The sequence below is a fragment of the Mycobacterium sp. genome (genome assembly GCF_046091765.1).
In the GTDB taxonomy this organism is placed as follows: domain Bacteria; phylum Actinomycetota; class Actinomycetes; order Mycobacteriales; family Mycobacteriaceae; genus Mycobacterium.
In genome coordinates this window covers 23,384-35,603 of the sequence record NZ_JBJTCF010000050.1, presented here as the reverse complement: position 1 = coordinate 35,603, position 12,220 = coordinate 23,384, and the positions used below count along the sequence as shown (strand labels likewise).

General features: G+C 69.6%; 9 protein-coding genes, 1 tRNA gene and 1 pseudogene. 10 read left to right on the top strand and 1 reads right to left on the bottom strand.

All coding sequences use genetic code 11. The features are described 5' to 3' along the window. From ACKOB8_RS04620 to ACKOB8_RS04585, 8 genes and pseudogenes are all read left to right on the top strand, one after another. Positions 1-1,420 (top strand): annotated as a pseudogene (locus ACKOB8_RS04620) (hypothetical protein); the annotation flags it as partial. A gap of 399 nt (positions 1,421-1,819) precedes the next feature. Next, complete coding sequence (locus ACKOB8_RS04615; RefSeq protein ID WP_526376039.1) at positions 1,820-3,121, top strand: hypothetical protein; 1,302 nt, start codon at positions 1,820-1,822, stop codon at positions 3,119-3,121. Positions 3,122-3,298: 177 nt separating this feature from the next. Next, a complete protein-coding gene (locus tag ACKOB8_RS04610) occupies positions 3,299-4,567 on the top strand; it encodes a hypothetical protein (protein WP_526376038.1) in 1,269 nt (422 codons plus the stop codon). Between the two features lie 44 nt (positions 4,568-4,611). Continuing rightward, positions 4,612-5,082 carry an Rrf2 family transcriptional regulator gene (locus ACKOB8_RS04605; protein ID WP_526376037.1) on the top strand — a complete coding sequence of 157 codons (471 nt, stop codon included), beginning with the start codon at positions 4,612-4,614 and terminating at the stop codon, positions 5,080-5,082. A gap of 52 nt (positions 5,083-5,134) precedes the next feature. Further along, positions 5,135-6,259 (top strand): TDT family transporter, encoded by a 1,125-nt coding sequence (locus tag ACKOB8_RS04600; protein WP_526376036.1) that lies wholly within the window; start codon positions 5,135-5,137, stop codon positions 6,257-6,259. A gap of 2 nt (positions 6,260-6,261) precedes the next feature. Next, positions 6,262-7,176 carry an LLM class flavin-dependent oxidoreductase gene (locus ACKOB8_RS04595; protein ID WP_526376043.1) on the top strand — a complete coding sequence of 305 codons (915 nt, stop codon included), beginning with the start codon at positions 6,262-6,264 and terminating at the stop codon, positions 7,174-7,176. Further along, positions 7,173-8,345, top strand: coding sequence for an alpha-hydroxy-acid oxidizing protein (locus tag ACKOB8_RS04590; RefSeq protein WP_526376035.1), 1,173 nt, complete (start codon positions 7,173-7,175; stop codon positions 8,343-8,345). Before ACKOB8_RS04595 ends, ACKOB8_RS04590 begins: the two co-directional genes overlap by 4 nt. A gap of 4 nt (positions 8,346-8,349) precedes the next feature. Then, positions 8,350-9,012, top strand: coding sequence for a pyridoxamine 5'-phosphate oxidase family protein (locus ACKOB8_RS04585; protein ID WP_526376034.1), 663 nt, complete (start codon positions 8,350-8,352; stop codon positions 9,010-9,012). 4 nt (positions 9,013-9,016) lie between these two features. On the opposite strand, the gene ACKOB8_RS04580 is transcribed toward ACKOB8_RS04585, so the two are convergent. Beyond that, positions 9,017-9,089 (bottom strand) — tRNA-Arg (locus tag ACKOB8_RS04580). 54 nt (positions 9,090-9,143) lie between these two features. On the opposite strand from ACKOB8_RS04580, the gene argS reads away from it, so the two are divergent. Together argS and lysA are read left to right on the top strand one after the other, a co-directional pair. Beyond that, positions 9,144-10,796 carry an arginine--tRNA ligase gene (gene argS, locus ACKOB8_RS04575; RefSeq protein WP_526376033.1) on the top strand — a complete coding sequence of 551 codons (1,653 nt, stop codon included), beginning with the start codon at positions 9,144-9,146 and terminating at the stop codon, positions 10,794-10,796. A 35-nt stretch (positions 10,797-10,831) separates the two neighbouring features. After that, positions 10,832-12,217 (top strand): diaminopimelate decarboxylase, encoded by a 1,386-nt coding sequence (lysA, locus tag ACKOB8_RS04570; protein WP_526376042.1) that lies wholly within the window; start codon positions 10,832-10,834, stop codon positions 12,215-12,217. The last annotated feature ends 3 nt before the right edge of the window (positions 12,218-12,220 follow it).

Here is a 12,220-nt window from a genome sequence, read left to right as displayed (position 1 = left end):
TCCGACGACGCAACCAGCCCCAGCCGACCACCCGGTCGAGCACCCAGCAGAAGGAATTCCCATGCAGATCTCCCTTCGTTCCCAGATGATCGCCGGCGTCGCCGCCGTCGCCGCGACGGCGGTCGCCATCACCCCGATCACGCAGCCCGACCTCGCGACGATGCAGCGGCTGTCCAGCTCCGTCGAGCTGAGCGCGATCGCCAACCCGGTGAGCGCCCTGTCCGACACCTTCGGCTACGCCGTTGCAACCCTGACCGACCAGGTCGGGCTGCTCGACCCCGAAGAATTGTTCTGGCCGGATTCGTTCTACAGCTCCGACTTCTCCACCCTGTACGCGCCGGGATACTTCGGATGGGTGCCTGACCTGGCCAACCAGTTCTCCTTCGGCGGGATCAGCGCACTGGTCAACAACCTGTCGGGATATACCTACGCGGGCGTCTCCGCCCCCCTGGCGGTGGTGAGCGGTATCGCGACGGCGGCGTTCAATGCCCCCTTCGCCGTGGTGACCGCCGCGCAACTGGCTCTGGCCGGTGACATTCCGGGCGCCATCGCCGAGTTGCAGACTCAGATCATCGACCCGATTCAGTTTGGCCTCGAGACTGCGCTGGCCAGTGTGGGCTACCTCCTGAACAACGCCCTCGCCAACGTGCAGACGGTGGTGTTCGATGCCGTCCCGCGACTCATCAACGGCCTGACCAGCGCGGTCGTTGGTGGAGTGGCCTACCTGGTGACCGACCTGATAGGAACGGTCAGCACGATCGTCACCGACATCAGCACCGGGGACATCGAGGGCGCCTGGAACGCCGCGATCGACGGCCTACTCGGCGGCGACGGAACCCTCGGCAATGTGGTGAGCCTGACCATCGGCATCGGCATCACCGAGTTCATCGACTACGACGAGGGTCCGGTGCTGACGGTGACGAATCCCAGCCTGCGCTCGGTGCTGACCAGCGAGGGGCAGCGTCTCGGTGACTTCAGCGCCAACGGGGAGGGCGGCATCCTCAACGACCCCTTCTTCCCCCCGGAGCCGCCCGTGACCGCGCCTGCCGCGGCACAGCCCGCGGTTGAAGCCGGTGTCGAGGCCGCCGTGGTCGCCGAATCCCAGCCGAGCCAGGCTGAGGTGGCCCAGGTGACCGTCGACCGGCCGTCGCCCGGGGCGAGTGCGCCAACCGGCACAGACGCTGCTGCAGACAGTGCCGGGTCCAAGAGCACGGCGAGCGGTGCGGACGCGGCCGGCAGCGGAGACGACGCCAGCGCGGACGCAACCGCCGGACCGGCAGCCCCGGCTGCCGCCGACGCGGCCGGTCCGCAGGCCACCGGCAGCGATTCCGGTGCCGCCGAGAAGCCGGCGAAGCAGCGCTCGGCCCGCACGGCAGCCAAGGCGTCCCAGGCGTCCAGGGCGGCCGCCGCCGAGGGCTGAGTTTCCGACGGTTCCCGACGACCAGACCCGGCGTCCCCGCTCACCAGGCGGGAGCGCCGGGTCTGTATTTGCTGAGAAGAAGCAGTTAAATTCCTGAGTTTTTTGCCCAGCCGCGGTCTCCGAGGGTCGGATCTGGGCAGCGATTCAGGCGGGGATGGTTTGCCAGGGTGAACACGGCGGGGCGATGGAAGACTCACCGACCATCCTTCGCCGATCCCTGTTTTGCCATTTCAAGGCACTGAAAACCGCCGTCGCGGCGCTGCCGGAATACCCCCTCGCCACCTTTTGCCAGTCCTCTCCCGGCGCGAACTGGAAATCTTTTGCGCGAAAGACTTGCGCTCAGGTTTTTCTCAGGTACTCTTCAAGAGTCAGTGTTAGCTAACACCGGAGGAACTTACCGTGCAGATCTCTCTTCGCTCCCAGCTCATCGCCGGGACCGCGGCAGTCGTCGGGGCCGGCGCCATCGCCATGACACCCGTCACGCCGGCGGTCACCCTGCCCTCGATCTCGGTGCCGACCGTCGCGCAGGTCGCGCTGGCCGGCTTCGACAGCCCCCTCTCGGAACTGCTGCTGACCGTCGGGGTGCTCAGCGAGAACATCTTCGACGGCGCGAACATCTATCCCGCCTACGAGTGGGAGCCCTACGTGGGCGCCCTGCCGGAGTTCATCTACACCGCGCTGCCGATCATCAGCCAGCTGGGCTTCAATGGCTCGGCCTACATCGGCGGCTCGATCGACTCCCTGGGCACCTCGGCCTACATCCTCAGCGAGGCGGTCTGGAACCTGCCCGGTGCGGTGATCACCGCGGCCCAGCAGGCGATCGGCGGTGACATCCCCGGCGCGATCACCACGCTGACCAACGCCACGCTGGTCCCGCTGCAAGACGCGGGCACCACTGCTCTGGGTGCTCTGACCAGTGTCGTCACCGGCGTCGTCACCAACCTCACCAACGTGGTGGGAGTCCTGCCGGGTATCGCGACCGGTCTGGTCAACACCCTCATCGGCTCGGCCCAGGTTCTGGTCAATGCGGTGGTCAACATCGCCACTCAGACTATCGGCGCGCTGACCACGCTGGACTTCGAGACCGCGTGGAACACCGTCGTGGACGGTCTGCTCGGCCCCGAAGGCGCCGACGGCAGCGTGACCTCGAGCATCCCCGGCTCCGTGCTGGCGCTGACGGTCGGCCCGGGCGTGGGCGAGCTCCCGTACCCCCAAGGCTACGTGTTCCCGAGCCTGCGGATGTGGTCCGAGCAGTCCCAGCTGCAGATCGCCAATGCCCTGGGCGCCAGCTACCCGGTCCCGGCGGCTGCCGAGGCGGCCCCGGCCGCCGCGGTTTCCGCCGCCCCGGCAGCTGAGGCGGCTCCGACCGCCGCAGCCGTCGCGGATGTCGCGGATGTCACGGATGTGGAGGTCGCCCGCCCGTCGGCCGGCGACGCCTCCGGATCGGCCGCTGCCGACAGCGCGACCGGGGCCGGCAGTGCTGCCGACGCCGAGAGCGCCGGAGACACCGGTAAGAGCGCTGCCAGCACCGACACCGGCAGCAGTGCGGCCGGCGGTGCCGACAGTGCCGACAGTGCCGATAGTGCCGGCGCGGACGCCGCGACGAGCTCGGCCGGCAGCGACACCTCGGCCGCTGCGAAGAAGCCGGCCAAACAGCGCGCGGAGCGTTCGTCGGCGAAGGCCGCCAGCGACGCGAGCTGACCCTCGGCTCCACCCTAACAGGCTGCCCCCTTCCTGAGGAAGGGGGCAGCCTTTTTGCTGGGAAAATATTTTCTCTAATGGGTTACTTCTCAGATAAATCTCAGGTATGGTAGGCTTCACTCAGGAAAGGCGGTGACAACGGTGCGCCGGGCATTTGGTCCTCTACTAACGACGGGTGTGGCTCTTGCCGCAGCCGGTGTCGTGGTGGCCAATCCCGTCATCGCCCCGCGGGGCGACGTCCGCATCCCCGCCGTGCAACTCTCCTCGGGCAGCGGCGACGCGGCCAGCATGCTCGACGACGGCTTCCTGGACGCCATCGCTCCCGCGTCCTCGGAGTCGACCGGCCCGCTCTCGGTGCTCAAAGACCTTTTTTCGTCGCTCGCCGCCGACGCCACCCACATCGGCAAGAACGCCATCGTCAACGCGTTCATCGCCGGGATGGCGGTGGTCTCCGACCCCGAGCTGACGGCCACCACGGGGACCGTCGCGGGACCGTCGGAGATCGCGGCGATCGCGCCGCCGGCCGACCTTCCCGATCTGTCGGGAATCCTGGCCATGCCGGAGTTCAACCTCGGCAGCGTCTTCCCGGACTACATCAACGACGCACCGGTGCCGGTCGGGGTGCGGTCGGCTCTCCCCGACTACTCGACGCTGCCGACGGTGCCGACGGTGCTGACGGTGCCGACGGTCAAAGATTTCGTCAGGTCGCTGGCGTTCGATGCCGGATACCTGGGCAAGCAGGTCATCGCCGCCGCCTTCGCGACCGGCGCGCTCGTCGCCTACGAGCCCGCGATGATCGTCGACACCTTGCGCTCGCTGGTCACCGGTGACTTCCGCGGGGCTTTGGAGAAGGTGGTCAAGGTGGTCGTCGCCCCCCTCGGCCCGCCGGCGATCGTTTTCGACGCGGTCAACAACGTCATCCGCAACTACCTGCCCGAGTGGAACATTCCGTCGGTTGCGCCGGGCACTCCGAATGGCGTGCCCTCCGTGCCGGATACCGGGGGGTCCGAGGACGCCGGGTCGAGCGGGCCTTCGGTGGCCCGTTCGCACTCAGAAGTGCTCGCGAGCGCGGCTGTCCGCTCGGATGTCAGCCCTCGGGCCGCGCGCAGCCTCCCGGTTGGCACCGAGGAAAGCGCGACCGATTCCGAGTCGGCGCTGCCGTCTGTGGCAACTGCACGCGAGGATGCCCACGAGGATGCAGAGGTGACCCCGGCCGTCGCGGAGACGCAGGACGTCACCGCGACAGAGCAGGCAGCTGCCGCGGATGTCGCGGCTTCCGATACCCAGGCCGGAGCCACCGAGGCGACCAGGCCCGCCGAGCGCACCGGCGCCGCCTCTCGGGTGGCGGTGGCCCGTGATTCCCACGAAGGCGCACGCGACAACGCCCGCGCGCATGCCGGCCAGCGGAGCAAGGCCAAGTCCGCGGCCGCGGCCGCCGGCGAATAGTCCGGATCCCACACGGCCCGGCCGACGGTGGGACAATCCGCACCATGCGGATGTCGGCGAAGGCGGAGTACGCCGTTCGGGCGATGACCCAGTTGGCCGCGACGGCGCCCGGGGTTCTGGTCAAGACCGACGACCTGGCCGAGGCGCAGGGCATCCCGTCGCAGTTCCTCGTCGACATCCTCTCCGACCTGCGCGCAGACCGGTTGGTGCGCAGCCACCGCGGCCGCGACGGCGGCTACGAGCTCGCCCGTCCGGCCGACCAGATCAGCATCGCCGACGTGCTGCGCTGTATCGACGGGCCGCTGGCCAGCGTGCGCGACATCGGCCTGGGCGACTTGCGCTACAGCGGTCCTTCGGTGGCCCTGACCGACGTGTGGCGGGCGCTGCGGGCCAGCATGCGGGAGGTGCTCGAGCAGACCACCCTCGCCGATGTGGCCGGTGGGAACCTGCCCGAGCACGTCCGCCGGTGGGCCACTGACTACCTCGACCAGGAGAACACCCGGGGCCGGGGCTGAGATCGGCGTTGATGCCCGCGTCGGCCGACCGGCGTCGTACTGTCTGATCGATATGGCCTCCACGCGCTCCTACGTCGAAGTCCTCGGCTCCATCGGGCCCAACTGGTTCGCCTCGGTGATGGGCACCGGGATCGTCGCCAATGCCGGGGCGACCCTGCCCGTCCAGTTCCCCGGCCTGCGCGCCGTCGTCGAACTGGTGTGGGTGTTCGCGGCGGTGCTGCTGGCGGTTCTGGTCGTGGTGGTCGGCGGGCACTGGCTGCGCCACCCCACATCGATTCGCAGTCACGCCCGCAATCCGCAGATGACGCATTTCTTCGGTGCTGCACCGATGGCGCTGCTCACGGTCGGAACAGGATCGCTTCTGATCGGCCGCAACCTGATCGGGGAAAGTGCGGCGGTGAGTCTGGCCTGGGTGCTGTGGTGCGCGGGCACCGCACTTGGCCTGTACACCGCGGTGAGAATTCCGTTTCTGATGTTCACCCAACTCAGTGTCGAACCCGACGCCGCGTTCGGGGGCTGGCTGATGCCGGTTGTGCCGCCGATGGTCTCCGCCGCCGGTGGGGCGCTGCTGATTCCGCACGCACCGCAGGGTGCCGTTCGGGAGACCCTGCTCTACGGCTGCTACGCCATGTTCGGAATGTCGCTGGTGGCCGCGATGATCATCATCACGATGATCTGGAGCCGTTTGATGCTTTACGGAACATCGGGTTCCGCCCGCGTGCCGACGTTGTGGATCGTGCTCGGCCCGCTCGGGCAATCCATCACCGCCGTAGGGCTTCTGGGCGTCAATGCCAGCCTGGTGGTGTCGGCCGACCTCGCCACGATGATGAACTCCTTTTCGATCATTTACGGTGTGCCCGTCTGGGGTTTCGCCGTGCTGTGGATCGCGCTGGCCTCCGGTCTGACCTTTCGGACCTGGCGCCGCGGAATGCAGTTCGCGCTGACGTGGTGGAGCCTGACATTCCCGGTCGGCACCTTCGTGACGGGCACGGCGCAACTGGCTATCCACACCGGACTGCCCGCGTTCAAGGTCGTTGCGGTGCTGGCCTACGCGGGGTTGCTGACGTCATGGTTGGTGGTCTCCGTGCGCACAGTGCGCGGCAGCCTGCGCGGCAACCTGCTCGCGCCCCCGCCCAGCGCCGGGCCGGTGAAGGTGAGCAAGGAATCAGCGACGTGACCATGCAGGTCGGGATGAGCATGCCGGTGATGGAACCCGATCTGGACGCCGGTGTGCTGCGCAGGTGGGCGCAACTGATCGACGAGGGCCCCTTCTCCTCGCTGTGCTGGGGGGAGCGCATCGCGTTCGACAACCCCGAGGCGCTGACCCTGCTGGGCGCGCTGGCGGCGTGGACCGAGCGGGTGCCGCTGGTGACGACCGTGGTGGTACCGCAGTTGCACGACCCGGTGCTGCTGGCCAAAGCGCTGGCCACCGGTGACATGCTCTGCGGTGGACGGCTGACCGTCGGCGTCGGGGTCGGCGGCCGGCACGAGGACTACCACGCGGTCGGGGCCGACCCGACGACGCAGACGATGCGCGGGCTGGCCGAGCGGGTCGCGGTGATGCAGCGGGTGTGGGCCGGGGAGAAGATCACCGACTCGGTGCTGCCGGTCGGGCCGCGACCGGCGCAGCCAGGCGGACCGCGTCTGTTGGTCGGCACCATCGGACCCAAGACCCTGCGCAGCGCCGCGCCGTGGGCCGACGGGCTGGCCGGGATCACCTTGGACCTCGACCCCATCCGGCAGAACGAACTCTACGACGTGGCGCGCGACGCATGGGCCCAGTCGGGCCGGCCCGCGCCGCACCTGGCCACGTCGTTCTGGTTCGCCCTCGGCGACCCGCCGGCCGCCCGCGACCAGATCCATCGGCACCTGCGGCACTACATGAACTGGATCCCGGTCGAGTACGTCGACGCGATGGCCCCGACCACCGGCTGGGCCGGTACCGAGGAGCAGCTTGTGGACGTGCTGCGCGCCTTCGCCGCGGTCGGCACCAGCGAGGTCCATCTGATACCGACCAGCGCCGACCTCGACCAGCTTCGGCGGGTGGCCGACGTCGTCGCCGAATTCACAACCGCAGGGAAGGCGAGCCGATGACCCAGTCCCACGGCGACTTTCAGCTGGAGATCTACTTCCAGGGCCTCAACGGGGTGCTGCCGGCCCTGCCGATGGCCTACGAGGAACTCGAGGCGCGCGCCCAGATGGCGCTCTCGCCGTCACTGTGGTCCTACGTGGCCGGCGGGTCCGGTGACGAGTCGACGCAGCGGGTCAACGTCACCGCCTTCGCCCGGTGGGGCCTGATCCCGCGGATGCTCGTCGGGGCGACCGAACGCGACCTGTCAGTCGAGCTGTGGGGACGGCGGTGGTCGTCACCGGTGTTCATGGCGCCGGTCGGGGTCATCGGGCTGTGCACCCAGGACGGCCACGGCGACATCGCCGCGGCACGCGCCGCGGCGCGCACCGGGGTTCCGCTGTGCGTGTCGACCCTGACGATGGATCCGCTGGAGGACGTCGCCGCCGAATTCGGCGACACCCCTGGGCTTTTCCAGCTCTACACACCCAAAGACCGCGACCTGGCGGCCAGCCTGGTCAGCCGTGCCGAGAACGCCGGCTACACCGGCATCGTCGTCACGCTCGACACCTGGCTGCCCGGCTGGCGGCCGCGTGATCTGGCGTCGGCCAACTTCCCGCAGTTGCGCGGGCTGTGCCTGGCGAACTACATCAGCGACCCGCACTTTCGCGCCAAGGCCGACCCGGACATCGACACCGACCCCCGCAAGGCCGTACTGCACTGGATCAGCGTCTTCGGTAACTCGCTGACGTGGAACGACGTGGCGTGGCTGCGCTCGCTGACCTCGCTGCCGCTGATCCTCAAGGGAATCTGTCATCCCGACGACGCCCGCCGCGCCGTCGACGCCGGCATCGACGGGATCTACTGCTCCAACCACGGCGGCCGGCAGGCCAACGGCGGGCTACCGGCCATCGAGTGCCTGCCCGACGTGGTGGCCGCCGCCGGCGGGGTGCCGGTGCTCTTCGACTCCGGTGTCCGGTCGGGGGCCGATGTGGTCAAGGCGCTGGCGTTGGGCGCCGCCGCGGTCGGTGTCGGCCGGCCCTACGCCTACGGCGCGGCGCTCGGCGGTGTCGAGGGCATCGTTCACGTGTTGCGTTCGCTGCTGGCCGAGACCGATCTGATCATGGCCATCGACGGCTACCGCGCGATCAAGGACCTCACACCCGAGGCGCTGCGCCGGCTCGGCGAGGGGTGATCGGATGCCGCAACCGAAGACCGCCGTCTCACGTCTGCGCGAGAAGCAGAGCACCTCGCGCGACGCGCTCTACGCGCTGCTCGACAGCACGCCTCTGGCGACCGTTGCGTTCGTCCGGGACGGGCATCCGATGGCGCTTCCGATCGGCTTCGCCCGCATCGACGATGAACTGGTGATCCACGGGTCGACCGGATCACCGTTTCTGCGAGATCTCGCCGCCGGTGCGCCTGCCGCGGCATCGGTGACCACGCTCGAGGGTGTGGTCGTCGCGCGCAGCGGGTTCGAGTCGTCCTTCCGCTACCGCAGCGCGGTGATCTACGGCCCGTTCACCCCCGTCAGCGGCGGCGCGAAGACCCGCTACGTGGAGACTCTGACAGAGACGTTCATCCCCGGCCGGGTGGCTGAAATGCGGCCCAGCACCAAACGGGAACTGGCCGCCACCCGGGTGTTGCGGCTGGCGATCACCGACGACAACTGGTCGCTGAAAATCAGCGACGGCTGGCCGGAGGACCCCGAGGAGGACATCGCCGCCGGCACCTGGGCCGGGGTGGTCCCGATCGAGACGACCTATGGGCCGCCGCTGCGCGCCCCGGACTGCCCCGAGTCGATCCCGGTTCCGGAGTCGGTGCGGGGGCTGAGCGGTCCGGTGGTCAACCGCCGCCGGTAGAGGGTGCCCCCGGCAGGATTCGAACCTGCGGCCTTCTGCTCCGGAGGCAGACGCTCTATCCCCTGAGCTACGGGGGCGCAGGTTCGCTGCGCCGTCGGGCGTGCCCAGCCTAACGCATAGGATGAACCCCCGTGACCCCCGCTGACCTGGCTGAGTTGGTCAAGAGCACCGCCCGCGCGGTGCTGATCGAGCACGGCCTGGACCCGGCGGCGCTGCCCGCCGAGGTCACCGTCGAGCGGCCGCGCAACCCCGAGCACGGCGACTACGCCACCAATGTGGCGCTGCAGGCCGGCAAGAAAGCCGGCGCCAATCCCCGCGAACTGGCGGCCTGGCTCGCCGAGGCTCTCGCGGGCGCCGACGGCATCGCCGCCGCCGAGGTCGCCGGACCGGGTTTCGTCAATCTGAGCATCGAGGCCTCCGCGCAGGGCCGCATCGTCGCCGACATCCTCGGCGCGCAGGGCGGCTACGGCCAGTCCGGGCTGCTGGAGGGTCAGCGGATCAACCTCGAGTTCGTCTCGGCCAACCCGACCGGCCCGATCCACATCGGCGGCACCCGCTGGGCCGCCGTCGGCGACGCGCTCGGCCGGTTGCTGAGCTCCCAGGGCGCCCGGGTCGTCCGGGAGTACTACTTCAACGATCATGGTGCCCAGATCGACCGTTTCGTCAACTCCCTGATCGCCGCCGCCAGCGGCGCACCGACCCCCGACGACGGGTACGCCGGCGACTACATCGCCGACATCGCCGAGCAGGTGCTGACCAAGGCGCCCGACGCGCTGAGCCTGCCCGAGACCGAGCGGCGCGAGACCTTCCGCAGCATCGGGGTGGAGTTGATGTTCAACCACATCAAGGCCTCGCTGCACGACTTCGGCACCGACTTCGACGTCTACACCCACGAAGACTCGATGCACTCCAGTGGCAGGGTCACCCAGGCCATCGCGAAACTGCGCGAGAGCGGTGCGGCCTACACCAAGGATGGCGCAACGTGGTTGCGCACGACCGCGTTCGGTGACGACAAGGACCGTGTCGTCATCAAGAGCGACGGGATGCCGTCCTACATCGCCGGGGACCTGGCCTACTACCTGGACAAGCGCGAGCGCGGCTTCGACCTGTGCATCTACATGCTCGGTGCCGATCACCACGGCTACATCGCCCGGCTCAAGGCCGCCGCGGCGGCACTCGGCGATGACCCCGACACCGTGGAGGTGCTGATCGGGCAGATGGTCAACCTGGTCCGCGACGGCCAGCCGGTGCGGATGAGCAAGCGGGCCGGAACCGTGATCACCCTCGACGACCTCGTCGAGGCCATCGGCGTCGACGCCGCGCGTTACGCGCTGACCCGCTCGTCGGTGGACACCCCGATCGACATCGACCTGGCGCTGTGGTCCTCGGCGTCAGCGGAGAATCCCGTCTACTACGTGCAGTACGCCCACGCCCGGTTGTGCGCGCTGGCGCGCAACGCCACCGAGCTCGGCCTGGCCCCCGACACCGCGCACCTCGGGCTGCTCACCCACGACAGGGAGGGCACGCTGATCCGCAACCTCGGGGAGTACCCCCGCGTGCTGCAGTCCGCAGCCACCCTGCGCGAGCCGCACCGGGTGTGCCGCTACTTAGAAGACCTCGCCGGTGACTACCACCGCTTCTATGACAGCCACCGGGTGCTTCCCCAGGGCGACGAACAGCCGCAGGATCTGCACCGCGCCCGGCTCGCGCTGTGCGAGGCCACCCGCCGGGTGATCGCCCACGGGTTGGGCATCCTCGGTGTCAACGCTCCGGAGCGGATGTGAACGTCCACCCCGCCGGTCCCCGGCACGCCGAGGAGATCCACCACGCCGGTCCGCCGCCGCGGCCGCAGACCCCCGCCGAGGTGCTCGCGCTGGCGCCCAACGTCTGGCCGCGCAACCTCGCCCGCGGCGCCGACGGGGTGGTGCGCGTCGCCGGGGTGACGGTGACCGACCTAGCCGCCAGCTACGGCACGCCGCTGTTCGTCATCGACGAGGACGACTTCCGCGGCCGCTGCCGCGAGATGGCGGCGGCGTTCGGCGCGGCCAACGTGCACTATGCGGCCAAGGCGTTCCTCTGCGGTGAGGTGGCCCGCTGGGTCGCCGACGAGGGCCTGTCCCTCGACGTCGCCAGCGGCGGCGAACTGGCCGTCGCCCTGCACGCCGGGTTCCCGCCCGAACGAATCGCGCTGCACGGCAACAACAAGTCCGTCGACGAGCTCACCGCGGCGGTCAAGTCCGGGGTCGGCTGCGTGGTGATCGACTCCGTGGCCGAGATCGACCGGCTCGAAGCGGTGGCCGCCGGTGAACTCGGAGCCGGGACCGTCCAGGACGTGATGGTGCGCGTCACGGTCGGCGTCGAGGCGCACACCCACGAGTACATCGCCACCGCGCACGAGGATCAGAAGTTCGGGCTGTCGCTGGCCGGCGGGGATGCGATGGCGGCGGTGCGCCGCGTGCTGGCCGCCGGGCACCTCCGACTGGTGGGTCTGCACAGTCACATCGGCTCGCAGATCTTCGACGTCGGCGGATTCGAGTTGGCCGCTCGGCGGGTGATCGGTCTGCTGCGCGCGGTGGTGGCCGAGTTCGGTGCGGAACGCACGCGCGATCTGGCCGTCGTCGATCTCGGCGGCGGCTTCGGAATCGCCTACCTGCCCCACGACGACGCCCCGCCGATCGCCGACCTGGCCGCCAAACTGCACGACATCGTGCGCACTGAGGCGCAGGCGGCGGGGCTGCCCGTGCCCCGGCTGCTCGTCGAACCGGGCCGGGCGATCGTCGGACCGGGCACCATCACCCTCTACGAGGTGGGCACGGTCAAAGACGTGGCGATCGGCGCCGGCGCGCACCGGCGTTACATCAGCGTCGACGGCGGCATGAGCGACAACATCCGCACCGCCCTCTACGGTGCGGACTTCGACGTGCGGCTCGCGTCCAGGGCCGCCACGGCAGGACCGCGGCTGGCCCGCATCGTCGGGAAGCACTGCGAAAGTGGCGATATCGTGGTGCGCGACGCCTGGGTTCCTGACGACGTCGCCGCCGGGGACCTGCTGGCCGTCGCCGCCACCGGCGCCTACTGCTACTCGATGTCCAGCCGCTACAACCTGATCGGGCGTCCGGCCGTGGTCGCCGTGCGCGACGGCCGTGCCCGGATCATCCTGCGCCGGGAGACCGTCGAGGACCTGCTCAGTCTGGAGGTGAGGTGAACG